The organism is Sulfurospirillum sp. UCH001, from assembly GCF_001548035.1.
Lineage (GTDB): Bacteria > Campylobacterota > Campylobacteria > Campylobacterales > Sulfurospirillaceae > Sulfurospirillum.
This window is the reverse complement of record NZ_AP014723.1, coordinates 1,447,127-1,470,034: the sequence shown is the minus strand read 5'-3', so window position 1 is coordinate 1,470,034 and position 22,908 is coordinate 1,447,127. Positions and strand designations below refer to the sequence as shown.

Sequence of the window (22,908 nt, the reverse complement as noted above, 5' to 3'; positions counted from 1 at the left end):
ATAGAGATTATTATACATAAAATTATATGTAAATATCGATATTTAGGACATATTTTTAACTATTTTTTATGTGATATATTTTTTCTCACTAACATTGTGTTAGCTCTATAATCTCTTTTAAATTCTCAAATCTAGCGTCCATTTTTCAGATGAGGCAAGTTTTACTGTGCTATAATCATTTTTTTTAAGTATAGGAGAAGTTGATGTTATATGAAGATGAAGATGACTTTTTTATGGGGAGCCCTAAGAGCAAGTTCTTTGACATCCTCTTTAATGCTAACCGCGAACTTGTAAAGACAAAACTTTTAGAAATTGTCGATCGTTACAGCGCTATGGAAATTTTACTTGAAAAGCAAGTAGGAGTTGATGCCTTAGAAGGAATGATTCGCACAGTGCTGACAGAAGATTTGGATACTGTTGTTGAGCATAATAATGATCTTTTTATCAGTTCTGTTGGGGAAATATTAACTCAAAATGAATAAAATACGGTGTTTGTTTTTTGGGGTATTGTTGTGTTCAACTTCATTGTTTGCACAAATTGAGTATGAATACGAACATAAGTTCGTTCTCAAAAAAGATGAAGTAGGGCTGGTTTTAATCAACCACAAAGAGGTTACAAAAAAACCAACAGCAGACAACCCTAATAATGAGTATTTGCTCAAACTTCGTTGGACACTCTTTACCAATAATATGTTGACGCTTCTTGTCAACTATAGAGGTTACCCAACGCAGTATGTACTAGAGCAGAAATACCCTTTAGAGAGTATTGTTATACCTCTTTTGCCAGATGGAGAGAATAAGATACTTTCTAAAACATATGCAAGAATTGTCTTTACTGAGTTCGATAAAAGAAATAAAGAGGCAATTTTAGATATATTTATAGAAGATAATCAGCAACGTTTAGAAGTTGAGTTTAAACCTAAAAAGAAACCGTAGGATTGCAGGTGCTAGGAAAAGTTGAAAATTTAATGGTAGAGATGGTCGCTTCTTTAGGCGACGCACGCAGTGTTGAGCTCTTTCATAGAGTTCCTAAAGGTAAACGTTTACGCGCAAAGTTAATTTTGAAAATTGCTGGAGTGAGCGATGCTTCGTTGAAATTAGCAGCGATTGTTGAGTTGATTCATGCGGCAAGTTTGCTTCATGATGATGTGATTGATGATGCATTCACAAGACGTGGTGAGGATTCGATCAATGCGCTTTTTGGCAATAAAACAGCGATTATGCTCGGTGATATTTTGTATTCAAAAGGCTTTAGTGAACTTACTTTTATGCCTCAAGATGTTGCTTACAGCATTTCTCATGCGGTTGCGTTACTCTCAGTAGGTGAGCTTCTAGATGTTGAACTCTCAAATACATTTAACGATAGTGAAGAGCGTTATTTTGATATGATCTACAAAAAAACAGCTTCATTGATTGAAGCTTCTGCAAAAGCCGCTGCTTTATTGGCAGGAAAAGATGGCGATATTTACGCTTTATACGGCAAAAATTTAGGGCTTGCTTTCCAAATCATAGACGATATTTTAGATATTACCCAATCAAGCGAGACTCTTGGTAAACCTTCACTTAATGATTTTAAAGAAGGAAAAACAACGCTTCCATATCTTTATCTTTATCAAAGACTTTCTCATGGCGACCAAACACAACTTCTGTCTTTGTTCCAACAAGAACTTAACGATGCACAAAAAGAGTGGATTAAGTCAAAAATGCATGAAACAAAAGCATTGGAAGACTCCATTTTCTATGCAAGAAAATTAGGGTTAGAAGCATTAGCAGTGATTGAGAAAGAAGAAGATGTTGGCTTAAGCTCCATTATAAAAGAGATGATCGAGAGGAATTTTTAATATGCACTATCTCACTATTAGTTTCACACACAAAAATACAGATATTAGCATTCGTGAAAAATTAGCATTCAATTCAGAAGAAAAATGTCGCCACTTTATGGGAACATTGAAAAGCTGTGCTGCTGTAAATGAAGTGATTTTACTTTCAACCTGTAATCGTGTTGAAGTGATCGCAAGTGTAACAGAATGTGCCTCAGCATTAAGCGATTCGTTTGATCTTTTAAGTCATGTTTCGGGAATAGAGCGTGAGGAATTAGAAGGCAGAGCAGATATTTATGAGGATAATGGCGCGATTCACCATCTTTTTACCGTTTGCTCTTCATTGGACAGCTTGGTTATTGGTGAAACTCAAATCGCAGGACAACTTAAAGAAGCGTTTAAATTTGCGTTTGAAAACAATTATTGTGGACAAAAACTCGGTCGAGCAATGCACCATGCGTTTCGCTGTGCTGCTGAAGTGCGCAGCCGTACTGATATCTCAAAAAGTCCTGTTTCGGTATCAAGTGTAGCTGTCAATAAAGCAAAAGATCTCTTAGGTAGCATTGGTGGACTAAGCGCCTTGGTTGTTGGTGCTGGTGAAATGAGTCAGTTAGCGGCAAAACACCTTGTCTCAAACGGTGTCAATGTTATTATTATTAATCGTAATTTAGAGCATGCTCAAGCTTTAGCAACAGAATTAGGAGAGCTTGCTACAACAGCTCCGTATTCTAAGCTTACAGAGTTTATCAACCGTTACCGTTTAGTTTTTAGTGCTACAGGTGCACCTCATAGTGTTATTACAGATGATATGGTTGAAGAGAGAGAGTTCTCACGTTATTGGTTTGATATAGCAGTACCTCGCGATATTGATGTCAAAGATCATGCTAATTTGCATGTATATGCAGTTGATGACCTTGAAGAAATTGTCAATAAAAATATGTCACTTCGTGAAGAGCAAGCAAAAATTGCTTATTCTATTGTTGGTCGCTCAACAATGGACTTCTTTAAATGGTTGCAAAGCATGTGTGTTGATCCAATCATTAAAGAGATCCGTGATCATGCGAAAGAGTGTTCTATGCAAGAGTTAGAAAAAGCAGTCAAAAAAGGGTACATTCCTGAAGAATTACAAGATCAAGTTTCTAAAGTATTGCATCATGCGTTTAACTCCTTTTTACACTCTGCTACAAAAAATCTCAAAGAAGTTGCAGAAAAACCAGAAGCAGATACGATTGTTCAAGCCGTTCAATATATTTTTAACATTAATGAAGACCAAACAAAACGAATCAATATGTATAAATGTGAATACCAAATGGGGGGAATAAAATGAGATTTTCAAAACTGTATGCACCAACAACAAAGGAAGCACCTAAAGATGCAACGCTTCCAAGCCATCAATACTTGGTGCGTGGCGGTTTTATCTCTCAAGTAGGAAGTGGACTGTATAACTTTTTGCCGATGGGAAAAATCGTTTTTGACAAAATCAAAAATATTGTCAAAGAAGAGATGGATGAAACAGGTGCTCAAGAGATCCAAATGGATGTGGTCACACCTGCTGAACTTTGGAAACAAAGTGGACGTTATGATGTATTTGGCAAAGAGTTATGCCGTTTTAAAGATCGAAAAGAGAACGAATTTGTTTTAGGACCGACACATGAAGAGGTTGTTGTCGATGTTGTTCGCAATCGTATCAATAGTTACAAACAACTCCCTCTTCATTTATACCAAATAACAACCAAATTCCGTGATGAAGCGCGTCCTCGTTTTGGACTACTTCGCGGTCGTGAATTTACGATGAAAGATGGTTACAGTTTTCATGAAGATGAAGCGTGTATGAAAAAAGAGTTTGACGTTATGGAAAAAACCTATACCAAAATCTTTACACGTTTAGGACTGAACTTTAGAGCTGTTGAAGCAGATAGTGGTGCTATCGGTGGTAGTGGTAGTAAAGAGTTTATGGTTTTGGCACAAAATGGAGAAGATGACATCGTTGTGTGTCAACAATGCTCGTACGCTGCCAATATTGAAGCAGCAAAACGTGCTCCTAAAACAACAAGTGCGGATGCACCTGAAGCAAATCTCTCTAAATTTAAAACTCCCGATATGAAAACGATTGAAGATGTCTGTAACTTTTTCAAAGTTGACCCATTTTATAGTATTAAAGCAGTCGTAAAAAAAGCAATCTATGTCGATAAAGAAGATGTTATTGTCTTCTTTGTAAGAGGTAATGATGAACTTCAAGAGACGAAAGCTCAAAATGCATGTGGTGCACTTGATCTTGTCGATGCAAGCCTTGAGGAAGTCGAACGTGCAGGCTTAAAAGCAGGATTTATTGGGCCTGTCGGATTAGAATGTGTAAAATTTTACATAGATTTAGAATTAAAAGAGGCTAAAAACCTTATTTGTGGCGCCAATGAAACAGACTTCCATATGGTAGGTGTTTCAATGTTCAACTTCAAAGAGGATCGTTATAAAGATTTAGTGAGTGTCAAAGCAGGTGATCGTTGTGCATGTTGTGGCGGAGAACTTGGAATCACTAAAGGTATTGAAGTAGGGCACATTTTTCAACTCGGACAAAAATATGCAAAAGCAATGGGCGCAACCTTTTTAGATAAAAATGGTAAAGCACAGCCGTTTTATATGGGATGTTACGGTATTGGTGTGAGTCGCTTAGTTGCGGTAATGATCGAAGCAAGTCACGATGAGAAGGGATGTATTTGGAATAAACAAACCGCTCCATATCTACTTGATATCATTGTTTCAAACAGCAAAGATGAAGCGCAGAGTGCCTATGCTGAGAGTATTTATAACGTTCTAAAAGCTGAGCGATTAAGTGTACTTCTTGATGATAGAAATGAGCGTTTTGGCTTTAAAATGAAAGATTATGAACTTATCGGATTACCGTATGCGCTTATTGTTGGTAAAGAACTTGAAGAGGGTTTTGTAGAGATCGTTGAGCGTAAAACATTAGAAAAAATAGTTGTCAAAAAAGAAGAAGCTCTTGCAAAATTGAAGGAACTTTTAGCGTGAAATACTTTTTGATCTATCTCTTCTTTGAGGTGATGGTAAGTGTTAATATGGCTTCGGCCATAGGTGCAGTTGCAACTTTTGCTGAACTTGTCTTATCTGCAGTTATAGGACTTATATTACTTGCCAATATGCGTATAACACTTATGCAAAATCTTAATGCATTGATGCAAGGAGAGATTAGTATTGAATCATTTCAACGCTTAAACCTGTGGACGATTGTTGGAGCTATTTTATTGATATTGCCTGGTTTTTTAGGTGATATTGTAGGTCTTTTGCTGCAATTTAGCTCTATTGTAACGTTGTTTGTTTCAAAATTTTTTCACGATAAAGAGGAAAATCCTCCACACCATTTTAGACAAGGAAATGAAGATGAGATCATTGATGTTGAAGTTATTGACGATAATCATCGCCTTAAGTAGTTTTTCTCTATTTGCGGCTGATGTCAATGCTGAACTCGATCAAAAAGTAACGACATTTTTACAAAAAGCAATTGCACCTAACGAGAGCTATACATTCGATAAAGTCGTCATTCTCAAAAAAGAGGAGATGAAAGATCTCGCTGGTTGGATGGTCTATTTTGTGCGTATTGATCTTATGCTGACAAAGCAAGAGGGGAAAAAACTGTCTGTTAATGACATTGTATTTACCAATGGAAAGATTTTGAGTAAAGATTTTGCAGACATTAATAGTGGCAGAAGCCTTAAAGGAAGGTATTCGCTTGATATGGATGTCCGAGCGTATAACAAAGAGCATCTTTTAGCTGGAAATTTCAATGCCCCTCATAAAATTGTTGTTTTCAGTGACCCTTTGTGTCCTTTCTGTATGGATTTTATTCCTGAAGTTATTGCGGATGTACAGAAAAATCCTGAAACATTTGCTCTTTTTTATTATCATTTCCCACTCAATATTCATCCTGCGGCTCCAACGCTTGTAAAAGCAATGATCCTAGCAGAAGAGAAGGGCGATAAAGAAATTGTCGCAAAAGTGTATAAAGAGTTTTTTGATATCAAAGAGAGCGATGAGAAAGTCGTTCTAGACATTTTTAACAAAGCACTCAATAAAAACTTTACGGTTGAGCAAATTAATCAAGCACATATTCTCAAACAATTAAACGATGACCAAGACCTCGCTACTAACTTAATGGTTAATGGCACACCTACCATCTATTTTGATGGCAAAAAAGATGATAGTAAACGAAGTTACAGAAATTTTATAAAAGAGACAAAATGAAAAAATTAGTTATTGCAACACGTGGTAGTAAACTTGCTCTTTGGCAATCAGAACATGTTAAAGCTGAGCTTGAAAAAGCGCATCCTGGTCTAGAAGTTGAGTTGTCTGTAATGATGACAAAAGGTGATAAAATCCTTGATACCCCTTTAGCAAAAATCGGTGGGAAAGGTCTTTTTACTAAAGAACTTGAAGAAGCAATGTTAAGAGGCGAGGCACACATCGCAGTTCATAGTCTAAAAGATGTGCCTATGGAATTTCCAGAAGGATTAAAATTAGGCGTCATAACCAAGCGCGAAGATGTCAGAGATGCAATGCTTTCTGAAAAATATAGTTGCCTTGACGAATTACCAAATGGTGCCGTTGTTGGTACTACAAGTTTAAGAAGAAGAATGCAGCTTTTAAAAATACGTCCTGATTTAATCATCAAAAATCTTCGAGGTAATGTCAACACTCGTATTCGTAAGCTTAAAGAAGGCGAATTTGACGCAATTATCTTAGCAAGTGCTGGTATTAACCGTCTTGGTCTTGCAAGTGAAGTGCGTTATTTTAGTCCTATTTCAAAAGAAATTATGATTCCAGCTTCTGGACAAGCCGCATTAGGAATTGAGATTGTAGATAATCCAGAAGTAGAGCGTATTGTTTCTGTATTGAATGATTCAGATGCGATTGTTGAGACGATGGTTGAGCGTGCATTTATTACCGTTCTAGAAGGTGGATGTCAAGTTCCAATAGGTGTTAATGCAGAAGTGAAGGGCGATTCAATACAAGTGAAGGCTATTTTAGGACTTCCTGATGGTTCTGAAATTATGACAGAATCAATGAATGGCACACGTACAGATTATTTGACTATAGGTAAAACATTAGCACAAAAAGTTGTTGACAAAGGTGCAAAAGGCTTACTAGAGCGTGCTGAAAAAATGGCATTAAGCGAAGTATTTTAAAGGGAATATATGCAAAAAACCATAGAACTTTTACGTAACCATAATCTTCTGAGAGTCATAGATACTGAATTAGATATTGATTTAGAAATTCCTCATTTAGCGTATGTTGAAGTTAAAAAAGAAGATTCTAAAGCTCTTCTTTTTACAAAACCCGTGAGTAAAAGATTAGGTAAACATTTTGATATGCCAGTTTTGATGAATGTTTTTGGTTCTCCCAAAGCAACAGAGCTTATCTTTGGTAAAAGTCCTAATGATGTTTCAAAACAAATTGAGGCATTGATGCATATGAAGCCCCCAACATCCTTTATGGATAAGGTTGGCATGCTTGGTACACTTTTCAATCTCAAAAATGCTCTTCCAAAGCGACTTTCAGGAAAGGGGATTTGCCAAACAAAGGTATATACAGAGCCAAATCTTTATGATTTTCCGATTTTGACAACATGGAGCGAAGATGGTGGTCCATTTATCACAATGGGACAAGTATATACGCAAAGCCTAGATGGTACCAAACAAAACTTAGGTATGTATCGTTTACAAGTATACGATAAGAACCGTTTAGGTATGCATTGGCAAATTCATAAAGACAGTGCACACTTTTTCCACGAATATAAAAAAGCAGGTAAAAAAATGCCTGTTAGTATTGGAATTGGTGGTGATCCGCTCTACATTTGGTGTGGTCAAGCGCCAATGCCAATTGGTATGTTTGAGCTTTTATTGTATGGATTTATCAAAGATAAAAATGCGCGTTTAGTGAAGTCACTTACTAATCCAATTTACGTACCAGAAGATGTAGATATTGTCATTGAAGGGTGGGTTGATCCAAGTCAGATGGAAATAGAAGGACCATTTGGCGATCATACGGGTTATTACACACTAAAAGAGCCGTATCCTGTAATGGATGTGACGTGCATTACCAGTAAAGAAAAGCCTGTGTATCAAGCAACCGTTGTAGGAAAACCTCCTTTGGAAGACAAATATATGGGGTGGGCGACAGAGCGTATTTTCTTACCGCTTCTTAAAACCACAGCACCGGATTTGATTGACTACAACATGCCTGAAAATGGGGTATTCCATAACTTGATTTTGGCAAAAATGAATGTACTGTATCCAGGGCATGCGAAGCAATTTATGCACGCATTTTGGGGTGTTGGACAGATGAGTTTTGTGAAACATGCTATTTTTGTCGATGAAAATGCTCCAGAGCTTGAAGATTATGAAAAGCTAAGCGATTATATTTTAAATCGAATCAGTGCAAAACGTCTCTTAATCAGCGAAGGCGTATGTGATGCACTCGATCATGCTTCTCCGAATGCGCTTTTTGGTGGAAAGCTAGGAGTTGATTGTACAGGTGAGATTGTAGATGCTCCTTCTAAAGCCATTTTGAGTGATAGAGAACTACTCTTAAAAGTTACAACATTGGTTCCAGAAGTGTGTACACTAAAACAGTACAAAACGGAAACAAAAACACCTATTACTGTGATAACGATTGATAAACAAAGAGCAGGAAAAGAGGTTTACGAAGCATTGAAGCCTCTTAAAGAGCATATGAAACTTTTAGTTGTTGTCGATAAAAATGGTAATGACGTCGATAATGCTTATATGCTTATTTGGCGCGTGGTCAATAACATCGATGCACTACGCGATATTTTTGTTGAAGATGAGTTTATTGGTATCGATGCAACCACTAAAAATGCATTGGATGGCTATACAAGAGAGTGGCCAAAAGATACTGATTGCGATCAGGCTGTTATAAGTCATTTAATAGAGCTTGGTTTGATTGAAAATAATCCACAATTTTTAAAACATTTCCACATTTAAGCTCTCTATTTTTGTATATCATTTCTCATGATGAGGAATGATATACATTTTTTGACATTACCTTTCACACCCACCTCTAAAGTATTGAAATATTTAACAAAATGTAATAGAATAATGTATTCTGACTTGGGAGTAAGCTATGCAGACGTCTTACAAGCCTTTAGTTGAGCGTTATGATATACCAAGACCGACATTGATAGAGTGGCAGAAGAGGGCAGAACAAAAAGATAACTGGCGTGTAAAACACTTGGCCTATCTTCGAATGCAGTTAGGTGTTGAACAAGAGACATATGCAGAAATTAAAGCATATGCACCATGCGCTGAAGATCTCTTTCTGTTTAGTATCTATCTTTTCTTCCATAATACTACAGATTTTTTACCCAAAGAGACATTTTTACAAGGACTAAGAGAATTTTCTCTAGAAATCCGCAGTGGCGTTGAGTACCAACATGAATTTGCTGGGCGCATTTGGTCTCTAAGAATGGGTGAAGAGTCAAGTAAAAAGATGGTAAATTATTATCGATTATTTGATCTTCTCAAAAAGTTTACTTCTGCACAGTATGCACTTTTATTTAGCACTGTTTTGGAGTTCGTTCAATACACTAAACACAAATACCAAATCGAAACAAAGACGTTTTTAGAAGGAAAAACATGGCAAGAGCTTTATATGTATGATAAAGCGTTTTCAGTGAAAGCAATTGAAGATTTTTTTAGTAAAAAAGGAATTTTATAGTCAATGATGGCACCTATTGAGATGGATTTTTATCAGTGGCTTGGTTTTTTAGGAATGGCTTGTATCGTTTTAGCCTATTTTTTGTTACAAATAGGCAAATACGATATACATTCCATCGGTTATCAGTTTTTAAATCTTTTAGGTGCTATTGCATTAATTATCTCTTTACTGGTACATTTTAATCTAGGTTCATTTTTAATAGAGGTCTTTTGGATTATTATTACACTGTATGGAATAGCAAAAAATCTCAAAAAAAAGCTTGTAAAAGGCAAAAAATATTCTCAATAAAATAATTCTCTATAAAAGAGATATTATAGATAATAAAATTTATCATTTAGAATTAATTATTATTTAAGTAGTTCTTGATTACAATAACACCATAAATTTTAAGGAGAAAAAATGAGACAGTATGAGACCTATAAGTGCAGTAAATGCGGTAACGAAGTAGAGGTTCAAAATGTAGGTGGCGGTAAGCTTACCTGTTGTGGACAAGCAATGGAGTGTATTACTACAGATCTAACTGCTGTCAATTTAATGAAAGCTTTTGCAGGTGAATCTCAAGCACGAAACAAATATGACTTATTTGCTGATATTGCACAAGAAGAGGGTTGGCATGCAGTTGCACGTCACTTTAGAGAAGCAGCAGAAAATGAAAAATGGCATGCACGTGCAGAATTTAAAGCATACCATAAATTAGTAGATGGTGCAGAAACAGAAATAACACTTAAAAATCTTGATTCAGCAATGGCTGGTGAACATTATGAGCATGAAACGATGTATCCTGGTTTTGCAAAAATTGCAGAAGAAGAAGGTCATAAAGAACTTGCACGTCTTTTTAATGCTATTGGTAAAGTTGAAGTTGAACATGAACGTGAATACAAAGCACTTCAAGACGCAATGAGAGAAGATGGATTCTTCGCTGATGAAGAAGAAGAAATTTGGGTATGTGAAGTGTGTGGCCATATTCACAGAGGTAAAAAAGCACCAAATGCTTGTCCATTATGTAAAGTTGGAAAAGAATACTTCAAACGTCAAGATTTAGGTATTTAATTTGTTGTATAGAGTCTGCCAGAATGGTTGACTCTATATACCCTTTCTTTTATCTATTTAACTTTGAAAATTACAGTTTTCAATAATTAAATAAACTGCATGTAACCATACTTCCTTTCAATGACTTCAATATAACTATAAACACCTATGGACGATATGAACGCTATTTTCATGCTATGCAGTTTATGTACTATATTTTAGATAAGCGATTTTGAAACACTGATGTGAGCTAAGTGATTTCAAAATACTTTGAAAATAGATTTTAAGAACATCTTTATTATTCCCAAGTTAGGATGAATAATTGTGTAGATTATGAGTTATACCAATATGCAAAAAGGAAAGCCCAATGTTAAGTTTCTTTCGTTCACAAGAACAAACAGCCTTCCATAAATCTCAAGCAAATGCAAATGACGCCATTGTAACTTTAGCATTAAAAGAAGCTATGATTACATCGTTGCTTGAAAACGTTTCTTTTAAACCGAAAGTTGTTTTAGGTTTTGTTTCGTCCTCTTTAGATTTTAATTCAATTTCATCAAAATTAAAAAATGTTCTTCCAAATGATACCACGCTAATTCTCTCAACAACAGCAGGCGAATTATGTAGTCTTAATGGTACAAATCCCCTTCCCTCCCTCTATTCAGGTGCAAATGCTGGTGAAGGCGATAATATAGTTTTGATGCTTTTTTCTTCTTCCATGGTGAGTGATGTTTATGTCGCTTCTATACCATTAAAAAGCGAAGATATGGCAACAAGTAAAAAAACAGCAGCTGAGCGTTCAGCTATGATTGCTGAAGAGGTCAAAAAAGTACGTGTTCCATTTAAAATGCGTTCTGATGACACTTTGGGCTATACACTCATCGATGGATTAAGTGCTAGTGAGAGCTTTTTTATGGAAGCCGTTTACAATGTAGCTAAATTCCCCTGTTTGCTGATTGGTGGTAGTGCTGGTGGTAAACTTGATTTTCAAAACACTTATATTTATGATGGAACACGTACGTTACGTCATCATGCAGTTGTTACATTCATCAAATTGGCACCAGAGTATCGTTTTGGTGTCTTTAAAAGTCAAAATTTCAGAAAAACATCAACATCATTTACTGTGTTAGCAGCCAATCCGATTGCACGTACTATTCATGCTTTTTTAGACCATAAAACAAATATGGGTATCGGTGTTGTGAGTGCTTTAAGTGAGCATTTTAGGTGTCCTGCTAATGAATTAAATGCAAAACTTACCAATTATACGTTTGGTATTGAAATTAATGGAGAGATTTACATTCGTTCTGTTGCAGCCATAGATGTAGCAAACGATACTATTCATTTTTATTGTGATATCGAATCTGGTGAAGAGCTTATTTTGCTTGAAAAAACAGATTTTGTTCAGACGACAAATCATGATTATGCTGAATTTAGTCGCAATAAACCTAAGAGCATTGGCGCAATTTTTAATGATTGTGTTTTAAGGCGTTTGTGTAATAACCAAGAGATCAATAAACTGTTTACATTTAAAGAGATACCTGTTGTAGGCTTTTCAACGTTTGGGGAGCTTTTAGGTGTTAATATCAACCAAACATTAACAGCGATCTTTTTTTATCAGGTAGATGGAACAAATTTTGAAGATGAATACATTGATAATTTTGTTCAAAAATATGCTGGATTTAAAAGCTATTTCTTACAACGCAAGATTAATCGCCAAGATATGATCAATAATATCAACAAAGCGATGCTTGAACAAATGAAACAAAGTATGCCAGTTCTTCAGACCATCGGCGTAACACTGCAACACGCTGGAGCAGCCATAGACGCAATAGAAACAAATCTTTCTACGGTTGAAAAAGAGTTTGTGATCTTCTCTTCAAGTATGGAAAAAGGAAGCGCTGACAATGCAAATCTTGCCATTGAAGTAGAAAACCTTACCAATAACGTTCGTGATATTCGTGTTGTTTTAAGTGTGATCTCTGATATCGCAGATCAAACCAATCTTTTAGCATTGAATGCGGCTATTGAAGCAGCCCGTGCAGGTGAACATGGTCGTGGGTTTGCTGTCGTTGCTGATGAAGTACGAAAGCTAGCAGAACGTACCCAAAAAAGTCTTTCTGAAACTAATGTATCGGTCAGTACGATTATTCAAGCGGTTGAGAACATCAGTAAAACGATGAGTGGTGTCAGTAGTGGGTTACTGGAAGTTTCTTCAAAAAGTAATGCACTCTCTTCTGATATGGAGAATTTGGCAGGTAAAAGTCATACAATTTCCAATGAACTTCGATCTCAATCTCGTTTAACCGATGAGTTAAACAAAGAGCTTGAAAAATTGAGTGTGTATGAGAAAACACTTGATATTCTAAATCATTAAATTTCTACAGTTTGCAGGGCATATACACATATGCCCTCTTCTTTTAAGCTTTTTTATTTTCTTCTATCAATTTGGTGTATTTTTCTTGAACTTCAATATATTTTGCTAAAAGTTTATGAAATTCGGCTTCGTAGTCAATTTTTGTATTTTGCTCCAATTCTGCTGTCATTATCGTATCGTTGTTTGTTTCTTTACGACGTGGTAATGTATCGTCGATGATGTATTCTTGTTCTTCGCCATCATGACGTTTTTTTACAGTTTTAAGTTTTTTTGCATTGACCAGTTTGACAACAGCAAAAGTGCTCATCTTATGTTTGAGTGCATATTGTTGGATGCTTAGTAGGTTTTCTTCTAACATACATTTCCCTCTTTGGCTGTAAATTGTAGATGCTATTGTAATCAACTAGGCTGAAAACAAGGCTAAATGTATTAGCTATTTTTACATGGTTTGAAGCAAGATTCAAGTATAATAAAACTATATCGTTATAAAACTCTCAACGATTTTTCTCCAATACTCTTTTAAATCATCAGAAAGGATACATAATGGGTGGATTAATTAATAATAGTGTAAAGATGGAAAATGGCTATAAAATGGCAGCTTTAGCAACGCAACAAAAACACACAGTTCCGTACCAAGGCAAGCAAACCAATGTTGGTGCTGTCAATTCAGACAAAGCCAAAATGAGTGATGCCCAAAAAGCAAAGGCAAAAGCAAAAGCAAAGCAAGCAAAAAAAGATAGAAAGAGAAATAAATAAGAAGATGTGCAGGGATTTGACCTCCCTGCAAGAATTTTAGAACGCGTATTTAAGATTAAGACCTAAAGTTTTATAGTCATAATCTGGAATGTTGCTTGCATTCATATTGTAGTTTTTATACTCAACAGCTGCTGAAATTGTTCGTGTAATTGGATAGTCAACACCAAGTCCATATCCTAAACCATAACCTGCATTACCATCAACAGATTGGAGTTTTGCACCAAGAATACCATAAGCATTCACTTTGTCCCAAACATTGTAACCTAATTTAAAATCAGTTCCTGCACCATAGAGTGAACCATCCGATAAATTGGAATATTCACCATCAAATGCAACACCAAAAAAGACTTTATTATCAAGAGTTTTCGTGATACCATAACCAATAGTGTACGCTGCTTTATGCTCACCATCAACACTGGCACTAGAAATGCTACCATGTACATACTCACCATAATCTTTCGCATAGCTGTTCAACGCAAGCACTGCTGCAATTGAAGCCAAACATAAGACCTTTTTCATCTTCATCCTTTGAAACAATAATAAGGCATGCCTGAAAACTCAGACACTGGTATGAGATTTTTTCATACCTAAAAAGAGTTAGACTCTTTTATCCGCTTGGTGTGATAACCAAGAACCGCAACAATTGAAAATACGGAAAGATGAAAGCAAAAAGTATGCCGATTTTGGAATAAATGAGGGAAAATAGGAGTTTTTGCAAGAGGCATTGATGAAAAATTACCTCTTGCATTTCAAAAAAGTGTTTAGTGAACCGTGCCTTTTTCATACCATTTACGTAACCAACTATCCATAGGGTACATAAACTTATAGATGGCAGGGACAACGAGTAATGTCAAAATAGTAGAACTTAAAAGACCACCAATAATAGCAAGCGCCATAGGCGCGTTTGCTTCATGCCCTGCTCCACTGCCAAAGGCAAGAGGCATCATAGCGCCTATCATCGCAAAGGTTGTCATTAAAATTGGGCGAAGACGTTTTTCGCCTGCTTCTAGTAGGGCATCATCAATACTTTTGCCCTCTTTTATAGCACGGTTTGCAAAGTCAACAACCAAAATCGCATTTTTACCAACCATACCCAAGAGTAAGATAATACCAATCATAACAAAAAGGCTAAAGGTATTGCCACTTAGATATAAGGCAACCATAATACCTGTTAATGAAAGTGGCATAGAAATCATAATGATGAATGGTTGAATGAGTGATTCGTAAAGTGCTGCTAGAATCAGGTAAATTAAAATAACTGCTAGAAGTACAGCCGCACCAAAGGCTTTGCCTGTATCACTCATATTTTCAACATCACCCGTAAAGCGGTAATGATACCCCTCAGGTAAGATTTTCTTCATTTCCTCTTCGACTTTTACAACAACTTTATCGAGTGATAGCCCTACGGTGCTCGCTGTTACGAGGATTTTTCGTTCGCGGTCGAAACGATTAATAGAAGCTGTTCCCAAACTCTCTTCAAAATCAATCAAGCCTTCAAGTGCTACAAATTCACCATTGGCATTTTTAACTTGTAATTTTTTCATATCGTCAAGAGACATTCTAAAGTCATCTCTAAAACGCACAGTAATGTCGAATTGTTTACCATTGTCTTCATAGTATGAGATAGCGCTATCGCTTGAATATGCTGAACCTACGACTGCAGCGATTTCTTTAGCGCTCACCCCTACTCTTTGGGCATTTTCTCGAAGAATGCTGAGTTTCATCTCAGGTTTGCCACTTTCATAGTCTCTATCGACATCAACAATGCCTTGTGTTGATTTTAAAAATTCCATCAACTTGGTTGAAGTTTCATCTAACGTTTCAAATTTATCACCTGTGAGAACGATTTGAAGTGGTGCTGTTGTTCCGCCTGTGTTAAAGTCATCTACTTTTTCAACAGCGATAACAAGCCCTTCAATGTTTTTCATTTTTTCTCTGTATTGTTGGATGAGTGTAAGTTGTGAAACGGTTCTCTCTTTAACAGGTTTTAGTTTTACATAAATGCGCGCTTTATGGATACTTTTTGCCGAATCATATCCTACCGAGACAATAGAATAAGAGATAGATGGGTCGCCTTTTAACATCTCATCAATAGGAATAACCTTTTGTTTCATTGTTTCAAGGTTAATGCCTACGGGTCCTTTAATCGTGATTTGGAATTCACTGTTATCTTGCATAGGAAGGAAGTCCATACCTACTTTGAGTGTCATAGATGCAAACAAGAATCCAAACGTTGCTAGAACTGTCAGTGTTTTAAAGCGAAGCAATGGTTTTAAGATAGAAACATACCCTTTATCGACGGCTTTTAAAATGGGTTCTGTTGCATAATAAAACTTACTCTCTTTTGCACTTAAAAGCCTTGCACCAATGGAAGGAACAAACATAACCGCTACAAGGTATGAAATCACAATACCTGAAGCTACTGTCATCGCAAATGAGTTAAAGAACATACCAACGATACCATCCATAAAGGCAACAGGAATAAATACAGCTAATAAAACAGATGAGATAGCGAGAATCGAAAATGCAACCTCTTTAATACCCTCAAATGAGGCTTGGAAAGGCTTTTGCCCCTCTTCCATCTTTTTCATGATGTTCTCGATAACAACGATGGCGTCATCGATAAAAATACCAATTGCAAGTGTCAGACCAATAAGTGTAAGACGGTTAAGGTCATACCCTAGTGAATTCATAATGGCAAATGTTCCAATAACAGATGTTGGAATTGCAAGGGCAGAAACAATCGTAGCTGTCATATTACGTAAAAATGCAAATACAATAACAATCGATAAAAATGCACCAAAGATGAGGTCAAAACGAACATTGTCGATATTGACCATAATTTTTTCAGATTGGTCTTGCAAGATTTTAATTTCGTTATTTTTTCCTGCTAAGAGTTGAAGATCTGGCAAGATTTTTTTAACACCAGCGATAATGTTTAAAACATTCTCACCTGCGATTTTTTTGACCTCAAGTGTAACACCTCTTTGTCCATTGTAAGAAGAAAAGCTCTTAGCATCACTCAGTCCATCTACAACGGTAGCGATGTCTTTAAGACGAACACCGGGCTTGACAAGTAACTCTTCGATCTCTTGTATGTTTGCAGCATCTCCTTCGGCTTTGATGATGATCTCTTGATCTTTGTTGATCATCTTTCCAGCGCCTTGTTTAACGTTTTGTCTTGAAATAATGCCACTAAGATCAGATGCACTCAGATTGTACTTATTTAGTAAAAATGGATCAAGGAAGATGCGAATTTCACGATCTTGAAAACCGATAATATTGACTTCACCAACACCTTTAACTCTCTGGAGTTTTGGTTTGAGTTTCTCATCGGCAAGACGCATGAGGGCAATATCATTTTTTCCATCGCTTGCGACAAAAAGGTTGATGACACCGCCTGTTGCACCTAGCTTTTTCACCACAGGTTTTTCAACTTCACTAGGAAGGTTCAGTGCGCCTATTTTATCACGGACGTCATTGGTCGCAACATCGATGTTTTTAGTCAGTTTAAACTGAATGGTGACTACGCTAAGACCTTCATAACTGGTTGACATGAGTTTATCGATGCCGTCAACTCCAGAAACCGCTTCTTCAATTTTATCGGTTACTTTTGTCTCAACGGTAGAAGGATCTGCCCCATTGTAGGTTGTTTGTACCGTAACAATAGGAAAATCTACGTTTGGGTAGAGGTTGATTGGCATGGTGTTGTACGACATCAAACCAAAAACAATAAAGGTTAAAACACCCATAAGGGTGGTTATGGGACGATTGATGGCTAATTTATACATGGGTTATTCCACGCTAATCATGCCATTACCAAAGAGTCCTGGCATTAGATCTGTTGCTTTGACTTCAGCTTGCATTTCTCGTGTACTTTGAAGAATAGTAGGATAGATTTTACTAATGACACCTTCATATTTTTTATCGCTTCCATCGACTTTATAGGTAAATTTTTGCCCTACTTTAACTTTGGTCCAATATTTCTCATCAAATTTTAAAACAAGTTTTACATCACGTGTGCTTTCAACGGTTAAAAGTTTGGTTTGAGAACCTAAAACAATGTTACCAAGTTCGGTATTTTTCTTTGTAACGACCAAATCATAAGGTGCGCGAAGTTCTGTTTTTTTGAAGATAATCTCTTTGTTTTGGGCATTTAAAAGCTGTATATCTTTGTCGTAGAGATAGTTTTCCATCTTTTCTTTATCGATTACATCTGATATTTTTGCGTATCGTTCATAGGTTTTTACAGAATGCTCAGCATTTTTGCGTGCGATTTCATACTCATTTTTTTCTTGAGCATTTTGTAAAGAAAGAAGTAAGTCTCCTTTTTTAACACGGTCTCCCACTTCTACATGAAGTGTGCCTACAACACCTGATATAGAAAGTCCTAATTCGGAGCTCTTTTCACTGACAACATCAAATGTTGCGTAAACTTCCCCTGCAACAAGGGCTTGAAACATAAGTAGTGTGGCTATTAACGTTTTTTTCATTGGATGGCTCCTTTTATTTCTTTACCCATTTCGTAGAGTAGTACGGCTTTTTGGTATTCGACTTCATTCAATGCTGTTTGAAGTTGTGACCTTGCATTGAATTTGTCCGTCAATGCATCAAGATACGTAACGTTATTGACAATGCCTTGTTGAAATTTCTTTTTAACAAGTTCATACGTCATCTCTGAGGCAGAGAGTCTTGCTTTTGCGGCATCTATCTTTGCAAGTGCTGTTTTATAGCTGTTTTGAGCGCTCTTATAACTTGCTTTGGCTTTTTGTTTTTCATAGGCTAAATCACTGCTCTTAGCAAGATAGTTTTTTTGAGCAGCTTGTACAGAGGCTGAGGTTGAACCAAAGTCAAAAATTTTCCATTGCATACTCAGTTGCACAGTATTTTGATGATCTGCATCTGAATTCCATAATGGATTAGCATAGTCATATTTGAAACGAGAGTATGTATCTTCTATTTTGATCGTTGGCAAGTGAGGAGCTTTTGCAGCTTCTGCTTCCGCTTTAGCACTTTGTACGCTTTCTTCAAGCGCTTGGATGTCGAAACGTTTTGCATCATCGCTACTTTGTGTTTCTTGCAGTCTAACGGATGAACCCGCTTCAACACTTACTTCTTTTCCTGTTAAGTACTCTAAGGTGTTGGAAATGTTGTTAAGCGTGTTGTCTAGGGTTAAAAGATCGACTTTCGTTTGCTCAATGGATGAGATGATCTTTTGAAGTTCATCTGCCGTTGCGGAGCCTACTGAAAGGTATTTTTCGAGTCTATAACGTTCTGCTTCTAACTGTTCCATCTTTTGCAGCGTTGATTCTTTGCTTGCAAGTGTACTGATGTAGTTGAAATAGTAGTAGATGACATTTAATGAGACGTTATTTTGAACAGATGCAAGAGAAAATGTGGCAGCTTTGACAAGGGCTTCTTGTTGACTGAACAGTGCTTCACGTTTTCCACCATCGTAAATGGTAAAAGAGAGTGTTGCTGCGCCTGTACGACTTTTTTCTGGAGAAAGCATACTCTCTTCTTGATTGTATGTTTGATTGGCTCCAAAACTGAGGCTTGGCATATACCCGCTCTTAGTGGCATACTCTTTTTCTTTTGCTGCTTCAAGCTCATAGCGTGAAGATTCCACGTGTTTGTTTTGTTCTGCAAGAGTAAGAAGCTGTTGTAGGTTTCCTGAGAACGCAAGCAGTGGAAAGAGACATAAAAGACTTAATTTTTTCATGATACTTTCCTTGTTCCTATATCAAGTAAATAGGTAATATGGTTGATGAGTGATGTTTGAGCTTCATGAAAGCCCATATTGTTAGCTTTGGCTCTGATTAAAACGCCTTTTAAGAGTAAAATGATTGTTGTGGTGAGTAATTCAATGTTGTCAACACAAAATTCTTTTCGCGCAATGCCCTCATTTAAGGCATTCATGATAAAGTCATAATCCTCTTGAAAAAAGCTTTCAAAGTATGCTGTGTATAACCCTGTTTTATCGATGAGCATAGAACTTACGAAATGTTGATAGAGCATAAGAACTTGTTCTTTGTTTTGCTCTTCTTCACATTCTGTAAAGTTGTAGAACTCTAAAATTTTCTCTTTAGCGCTCATATCAGCTCTTACACGTTTTGCAAATGCCTCACGATGACGCCCCGCAATTACATCCCAAATAGCAAAGACAATCTCTTCTTTGTTTTTAAAGTAGAGGTAAATTGTGCCTTTTGCTACCCCAGCACTTTTTGCGATTTCGTCGATACTGGTTTGTTGTATGCCCTTTTCGCAAAAAAGATTAATAGCTGAGAGTGCTATGTCGCACCGCTTTTCTTCTTTATCTATTATTCTAGCCATAATACTCCAATAATGAATGACCGTCAGTCATTTATTTTATGAAATGTTACATCTTTTCAATTTGAAAGTCAATGGATTTTAAAATTATTTATATGGGGTAAGAAAAAAATTAGTCAATTTCTTTTCGCATAAGACGTTGATACTCTTTCTCCATAATGACGTCTTGTGTGCTCTCCACTCTGTCGATAAATACTTTACCGATAAGATGGTCATATTCATGTTGGAAAAGACGTGCAAGAAAGTCTCTAAAGACAACCGTTTGTTCCCTGCCCTCTCTGTCGAAGTACTGAACTTCAATATACGTATGTCTTGGTACAAGAGCTCTAATGCCAGGTAAGCTTAAGCACCCTTCCCAGTCTTTCACTTGTTCTTCCGTATAATCAATAACTCTAGGGTTAATCAACGCGGTTGGTTCCATCTGTGGCGCGTATGGATAGCGTGTATTTGGATAAGAGGCCATAATCATGATGGCTAGAGAATGCCCTATTTGTGGCGCTGCGATGCCAACACCCTTAGACTCCACACACGTCTGGATCATGTCATCGATGAGCGTTTGAATCTCTACTGCTTTGATGTCAGGCACTCTTTTTGCTACCATGCGGATGATGGGAGCGCCTAGTTGGAAGATCTCTAAGTGTTGTGGCATCGTTTACTCCTTTAAAATAATCGTTTAATGCGTTAAATCAACGATTTCATCAAGATGCAATTTAAAATGACGTGGATAATCCACGATCATCGCTTCTAAACTTATATGCTCGTTTAATGCGCTGATCCATTTATTTTGGAGCTTTGAGTTGTCGATATTTCTAATGACATGGGCAACGTGTTTGGTCACGGCTTTAAGGAGTGCTTGCAAGTCTTCCCAATCGTAGTTATTATAGTCTTGGAGCTTTATCCAAAGATCGTTTTTGCCAAGATTTGCATAATCTGGGAAGATGAGCGGGCTGTTTTGATACTGCAAATGAACGATGCGGTGTGTGTTGTTTGATGCCGAATCGCATAGGTGACCGACGATCTGCTTCACGGTACGATGTTGTGTGTTAGTTTTTGTCGCAATGTCGTTGATGTTTGCATGTTTTAAGATACTTTCTAATTCACCTAGTAGCTTTAGTATATCGTTGCTGATGTTCTCCAACAGTATCATTATGCCCTCCTTTAACATTATTTTGAGATATTATATAAAAAGTGTTCAAAAAGAGAAATGTTACATCTAAAGAAAGTGAGGGTTAAAAGGTAAACTCTGAGCCTTTTCTTCTCATAAAAAATTTCTATTGTTTAAATATTAAATCACTTAAACATTTTGTATTAAACAAGGTTCTTTATGAGCATCTTTTCTTCATCGACACTTAAGTAACGCCACTCACCACTTGGGATGTCAAGGTTAAAACTCCCGATGCTGATTCGACTTAGCTCCAAAACTTTTAAAGGCGTGCCAAATTTTGGGTCTTTCAGTGCTCCAAAAAGACGGCGAATGTGTCGGTTTTTTCCCTCGTCTATCTTTACACGAAGTTTTGTTTTTGCCCCACCCGTACTTATTTTCTTAACCTCTAGCGCTTGAAGTAATCCCACAGGGCTTTGCACTCCTTTTAAGGCATTTTGGATGTGCTCATCTGTGACATGCCCCCTCACCCAAATCTCATAGACTTTGATGCACTTTTTAGGCGTGGTGAGTGCGTGGTTTAGTTTGCTGTTGGTCGTAAAGAGTAAAAGCCCTTTTGACTCCAAATCAAGCCGACCTATGGGCATCCACCCCTCATCATACGCCCACAGGGGTAACAGCTCATAAACCGTCTTTCGCCCAAGGTCATCCGAACGCGTTACCACATAGCCCTTAGGTTTGTTGAGAACGAGTAGTTCTTTGGATGGGGTTGGTGGTTTATTCATTCGAATGATGCCTTGGCGTTGGCATACCCTAAAAAGTCAGCTATCATACTGAGTGGGGTAATAGCTGACTTTATTTTGTTTTGTAACTTAGAAAATCTAAAAAAATTTCTTCAACATATTTAACCGATGTTAATACATAATAGACTTCTTTATCAGATATTTCGATGTCTCTAAATTTTTTTGGATGCGTTATTTTATCTCTAACATGAATTGATTTTCTTAATAATTGAAATTCTTGTCCTGAGGTTTTTAAATCAAAATTTACCTTATTTAGCATTTTTTTCGCTAATTTAAACGTTTGTTTAAAGTTATCTAGGAGACTTATTTTAAAATCACTAGTTTCATACAATAAATCTTTTTCTTTTTCGTTTAATTCATATGATACTCTATGTAATTTTCTTCTCAAATGATATTTTAAACAATATGGAATACATTCAATATAAGAAAAAGCACTTTTCACAAAAAATCTTCTTAAACATTGGCTTTCTTTATCATCTTCTAGCATTTGTAAGCTTTTTATAACATCATTATTTAAATGTTCAAATAATTCAAAAGGACGTGCTCCTACATAACCTAACATTGAAGATCCTTATTTTTTATCAAGAAGAACTAGGATTTTTTTATCTTACTCGTATTTCTGCCCATTGTATTCTAAGTACCCAGCAACGTGTTTATTGTGTGGGTCGCGGTGTGTCCAGTGTACTACGCCGCCTTTATCGTTGGTTTCCAAATCACCGCAAAATTTTACTACTCCACCCTCTTGCAACGTCGTCACTTTGGGTGCAAGGTCTATGTTATGGGCTATAAGGAGTGTTTTGCCAGAAGCAAGTTTGACGATAAAGCGTTGGTGACGATTGCCTACGTTGTCATCACTAAGTAGTTTGATAACTTTACCAGAGTCACACAGTGGTGTACCTGCAAAAACATTTAAACTCAAAAGTGCCACTAAAACTAATTTTTTCATTA

General features: G+C 36.6%; 25 protein-coding genes and 1 pseudogene. 15 read left to right on the top strand and 11 right to left on the bottom strand.

Annotated elements, in window-relative coordinates; translation table 11 throughout:
* Positions 1 to 203 precede the first annotated feature (203 nt).
* The 14 genes and pseudogenes from UCH001_RS07360 to UCH001_RS13565 all read left to right on the top strand — a co-directional run bounded on the left by UCH001_RS07360 (position 204) and on the right by UCH001_RS13565 (position 12,969).
* Complete coding sequence (locus UCH001_RS07360) at positions 204 to 482, top strand: DUF2018 family protein (RefSeq protein WP_067176307.1); 279 nt, start codon at positions 204 to 206, stop codon at positions 480 to 482.
* Between the two features lie 28 nt (positions 483 to 510).
* Positions 511 to 936 carry a hypothetical protein gene (locus tag UCH001_RS07355; protein WP_231963912.1) on the top strand — a complete coding sequence of 142 codons (426 nt, stop codon included), beginning with the start codon at positions 511 to 513 and terminating at the stop codon, positions 934 to 936.
* A gap of 8 nt (positions 937 to 944) precedes the next feature.
* The gene (locus UCH001_RS07350; RefSeq protein ID WP_082705695.1) at positions 945 to 1,841 is read left to right on the top strand and encodes a polyprenyl synthetase family protein; all 897 of its coding nucleotides are present in this window, start codon (positions 945 to 947) and stop codon (positions 1,839 to 1,841) included.
* Between the two features lies 1 nt (position 1,842).
* Positions 1,843 to 3,147: a glutamyl-tRNA reductase gene (gene hemA / locus UCH001_RS07345; RefSeq protein WP_067176302.1), complete on the top strand. Its 1,305-nt coding sequence runs from the start codon at positions 1,843 to 1,845 to the stop codon at positions 3,145 to 3,147.
* Positions 3,144 to 4,847, top strand: coding sequence for a proline--tRNA ligase (locus UCH001_RS07340; RefSeq protein ID WP_067176299.1), 1,704 nt, complete (start codon positions 3,144 to 3,146; stop codon positions 4,845 to 4,847). Before hemA ends, UCH001_RS07340 begins: the two co-directional genes overlap by 4 nt.
* Positions 4,844 to 5,266 (top strand): FxsA family protein, encoded by a 423-nt coding sequence (locus tag UCH001_RS07335; protein ID WP_067176297.1) that lies wholly within the window; start codon positions 4,844 to 4,846, stop codon positions 5,264 to 5,266. The genes UCH001_RS07340 and UCH001_RS07335 overlap by 4 nt, the downstream gene beginning before the upstream one ends.
* Positions 5,217 to 6,077 carry a thioredoxin domain-containing protein gene (locus tag UCH001_RS13105; RefSeq protein WP_082705694.1) on the top strand — a complete coding sequence of 287 codons (861 nt, stop codon included), beginning with the start codon at positions 5,217 to 5,219 and terminating at the stop codon, positions 6,075 to 6,077. The genes UCH001_RS07335 and UCH001_RS13105 overlap by 50 nt, the downstream gene beginning before the upstream one ends.
* Positions 6,074 to 7,018: a hydroxymethylbilane synthase gene (gene hemC / locus UCH001_RS07325; RefSeq protein ID WP_067176295.1), complete on the top strand. Its 945-nt coding sequence runs from the start codon at positions 6,074 to 6,076 to the stop codon at positions 7,016 to 7,018. The genes UCH001_RS13105 and hemC overlap by 4 nt, the downstream gene beginning before the upstream one ends.
* Positions 7,019 to 7,027: 9 nt before the next feature.
* Complete coding sequence (locus tag UCH001_RS07320; RefSeq protein ID WP_067176292.1) at positions 7,028 to 8,836, top strand: menaquinone biosynthesis decarboxylase; 1,809 nt, start codon at positions 7,028 to 7,030, stop codon at positions 8,834 to 8,836.
* 139 nt (positions 8,837 to 8,975) lie between these two features.
* Positions 8,976 to 9,569 (top strand): hypothetical protein, encoded by a 594-nt coding sequence (locus tag UCH001_RS07315; RefSeq protein WP_067176290.1) that lies wholly within the window; start codon positions 8,976 to 8,978, stop codon positions 9,567 to 9,569.
* 3 nt (positions 9,570 to 9,572) lie between these two features.
* The gene (locus UCH001_RS07310) at positions 9,573 to 9,857 is read left to right on the top strand and encodes a hypothetical protein (protein ID WP_231963911.1); all 285 of its coding nucleotides are present in this window, start codon (positions 9,573 to 9,575) and stop codon (positions 9,855 to 9,857) included.
* 111 nt (positions 9,858 to 9,968) lie between these two features.
* Entirely contained in the window at positions 9,969 to 10,619 is a 651-nt protein-coding gene (locus UCH001_RS07305; protein ID WP_067176287.1) for a ferritin family protein, read from the top strand.
* Positions 10,620 to 10,965: 346 nt separating this feature from the next.
* Positions 10,966 to 12,105: pseudogene (locus tag UCH001_RS13570) on the top strand (FIST signal transduction protein); the annotation flags it as partial.
* A gap of 210 nt (positions 12,106 to 12,315) precedes the next feature.
* Positions 12,316 to 12,969: a methyl-accepting chemotaxis protein gene (locus UCH001_RS13565; protein WP_371258014.1), complete on the top strand. Its 654-nt coding sequence runs from the start codon at positions 12,316 to 12,318 to the stop codon at positions 12,967 to 12,969.
* 43 nt (positions 12,970 to 13,012) lie between these two features.
* On the opposite strand, the gene UCH001_RS07295 is transcribed toward UCH001_RS13565, so the two are convergent.
* On the bottom strand, positions 13,013 to 13,327 hold the full coding sequence (locus UCH001_RS07295; RefSeq protein WP_067176282.1) for a hypothetical protein: 315 nt from the start codon (positions 13,325 to 13,327) through the stop codon (positions 13,013 to 13,015).
* 185 nt (positions 13,328 to 13,512) lie between these two features.
* Here UCH001_RS07295 and UCH001_RS07290 point away from each other — a divergent pair, with 185 nt between their 5' ends.
* A complete protein-coding gene (locus tag UCH001_RS07290; protein ID WP_067176280.1) occupies positions 13,513 to 13,725 on the top strand; it encodes a hypothetical protein in 213 nt (70 codons plus the stop codon).
* A gap of 36 nt (positions 13,726 to 13,761) precedes the next feature.
* On the opposite strand, the gene UCH001_RS07285 is transcribed toward UCH001_RS07290, so the two are convergent.
* The 10 genes from UCH001_RS07285 to UCH001_RS07240 all read right to left on the bottom strand — a co-directional run bounded on the left by UCH001_RS07285 (position 13,762) and on the right by UCH001_RS07240 (position 22,906).
* Positions 13,762 to 14,244: an outer membrane beta-barrel protein gene (locus UCH001_RS07285; RefSeq protein ID WP_067176277.1), complete on the bottom strand. Its 483-nt coding sequence runs from the start codon at positions 14,242 to 14,244 to the stop codon at positions 13,762 to 13,764.
* Positions 14,245 to 14,486: 242 nt separating this feature from the next.
* Positions 14,487 to 17,516, bottom strand: coding sequence for an efflux RND transporter permease subunit (locus tag UCH001_RS07280; protein WP_067176274.1), 3,030 nt, complete (start codon positions 17,514 to 17,516; stop codon positions 14,487 to 14,489).
* Between the two features lie 3 nt (positions 17,517 to 17,519).
* Positions 17,520 to 18,218, bottom strand: a complete 699-nt coding sequence (locus tag UCH001_RS07275) for an efflux RND transporter periplasmic adaptor subunit (RefSeq protein WP_067176271.1) — start codon at positions 18,216 to 18,218, stop codon at positions 17,520 to 17,522.
* Complete coding sequence (locus UCH001_RS07270; RefSeq protein WP_067176269.1) at positions 18,215 to 19,447, bottom strand: TolC family protein; 1,233 nt, start codon at positions 19,445 to 19,447, stop codon at positions 18,215 to 18,217. Before UCH001_RS07270 ends, UCH001_RS07275 begins: the two co-directional genes overlap by 4 nt.
* Positions 19,444 to 20,058 (bottom strand): TetR/AcrR family transcriptional regulator, encoded by a 615-nt coding sequence (locus UCH001_RS07265; protein ID WP_067176266.1) that lies wholly within the window; start codon positions 20,056 to 20,058, stop codon positions 19,444 to 19,446. The genes UCH001_RS07270 and UCH001_RS07265 overlap by 4 nt, the downstream gene beginning before the upstream one ends.
* Positions 20,059 to 20,167: 109 nt before the next feature.
* Positions 20,168 to 20,704: a peptide deformylase gene (gene def / locus UCH001_RS07260; protein ID WP_067176264.1), complete on the bottom strand. Its 537-nt coding sequence runs from the start codon at positions 20,702 to 20,704 to the stop codon at positions 20,168 to 20,170.
* A 24-nt stretch (positions 20,705 to 20,728) separates the two neighbouring features.
* A complete protein-coding gene (locus tag UCH001_RS07255; RefSeq protein WP_067176261.1) occupies positions 20,729 to 21,202 on the bottom strand; it encodes a hypothetical protein in 474 nt (157 codons plus the stop codon).
* A gap of 161 nt (positions 21,203 to 21,363) precedes the next feature.
* Positions 21,364 to 21,942, bottom strand: coding sequence for a pseudouridine synthase (locus tag UCH001_RS07250; protein WP_067176258.1), 579 nt, complete (start codon positions 21,940 to 21,942; stop codon positions 21,364 to 21,366).
* 70 nt (positions 21,943 to 22,012) lie between these two features.
* Positions 22,013 to 22,522 carry a hypothetical protein gene (locus UCH001_RS07245; RefSeq protein ID WP_067176256.1) on the bottom strand — a complete coding sequence of 170 codons (510 nt, stop codon included), beginning with the start codon at positions 22,520 to 22,522 and terminating at the stop codon, positions 22,013 to 22,015.
* Positions 22,523 to 22,567: 45 nt separating this feature from the next.
* Entirely contained in the window at positions 22,568 to 22,906 is a 339-nt protein-coding gene (locus tag UCH001_RS07240; RefSeq protein WP_067176253.1) for a DUF3465 domain-containing protein, read from the bottom strand.
* Positions 22,907 to 22,908: the final 2 nt, after the last annotated feature.

Coding starts and splice junctions, on each gene's coding strand:
- hemC (WP_067176295.1), top strand. CDS start 6,074: ATGAAAAAATTAGTTATTGCAACACGTGGTAGTAAACTTGCTCTTTGG.
- UCH001_RS07315 (WP_067176290.1), top strand. CDS start 8,976: ATGCAGACGTCTTACAAGCCTTTAGTTGAGCGTTATGATATACCAAGA.
- def (WP_067176264.1), bottom strand. CDS start 20,704: ATGCCACAACACTTAGAGATCTTCCAACTAGGCGCTCCCATCATCCGC.
- UCH001_RS07340 (WP_067176299.1), top strand. CDS start 3,144: ATGAGATTTTCAAAACTGTATGCACCAACAACAAAGGAAGCACCTAAA.
- UCH001_RS07310 (WP_231963911.1), top strand. CDS start 9,573: ATGATGGCACCTATTGAGATGGATTTTTATCAGTGGCTTGGTTTTTTA.
- UCH001_RS07280 (WP_067176274.1), bottom strand. CDS start 17,516: ATGTATAAATTAGCCATCAATCGTCCCATAACCACCCTTATGGGTGTT.
- UCH001_RS07240 (WP_067176253.1), bottom strand. CDS start 22,906: ATGAAAAAATTAGTTTTAGTGGCACTTTTGAGTTTAAATGTTTTTGCA.
- UCH001_RS07285 (WP_067176277.1), bottom strand. CDS start 14,244: ATGAAAAAGGTCTTATGTTTGGCTTCAATTGCAGCAGTGCTTGCGTTG.
- UCH001_RS13105 (WP_082705694.1), top strand. CDS start 5,217: ATGAGATCATTGATGTTGAAGTTATTGACGATAATCATCGCCTTAAGT.
- UCH001_RS07255 (WP_067176261.1), bottom strand. CDS start 21,202: ATGATACTGTTGGAGAACATCAGCAACGATATACTAAAGCTACTAGGT.
- UCH001_RS07265 (WP_067176266.1), bottom strand. CDS start 20,058: ATGGCTAGAATAATAGATAAAGAAGAAAAGCGGTGCGACATAGCACTC.
- hemA (WP_067176302.1), top strand. CDS start 1,843: ATGCACTATCTCACTATTAGTTTCACACACAAAAATACAGATATTAGC.
- UCH001_RS07360 (WP_067176307.1), top strand. CDS start 204: ATGTTATATGAAGATGAAGATGACTTTTTTATGGGGAGCCCTAAGAGC.
- UCH001_RS07295 (WP_067176282.1), bottom strand. CDS start 13,327: ATGTTAGAAGAAAACCTACTAAGCATCCAACAATATGCACTCAAACAT.
- UCH001_RS07320 (WP_067176292.1), top strand. CDS start 7,028: ATGCAAAAAACCATAGAACTTTTACGTAACCATAATCTTCTGAGAGTC.
- UCH001_RS07270 (WP_067176269.1), bottom strand. CDS start 19,447: ATGAAAAAATTAAGTCTTTTATGTCTCTTTCCACTGCTTGCGTTCTCA.
- UCH001_RS07245 (WP_067176256.1), bottom strand. CDS start 22,522: ATGTTAGGTTATGTAGGAGCACGTCCTTTTGAATTATTTGAACATTTA.
- UCH001_RS07275 (WP_067176271.1), bottom strand. CDS start 18,218: ATGAAAAAAACGTTAATAGCCACACTACTTATGTTTCAAGCCCTTGTT.
- UCH001_RS07250 (WP_067176258.1), bottom strand. CDS start 21,942: ATGAATAAACCACCAACCCCATCCAAAGAACTACTCGTTCTCAACAAA.
- UCH001_RS07305 (WP_067176287.1), top strand. CDS start 9,969: ATGAGACAGTATGAGACCTATAAGTGCAGTAAATGCGGTAACGAAGTA.
- UCH001_RS07290 (WP_067176280.1), top strand. CDS start 13,513: ATGGGTGGATTAATTAATAATAGTGTAAAGATGGAAAATGGCTATAAA.
- UCH001_RS13565 (WP_371258014.1), top strand. CDS start 12,316: ATGATCAATAATATCAACAAAGCGATGCTTGAACAAATGAAACAAAGT.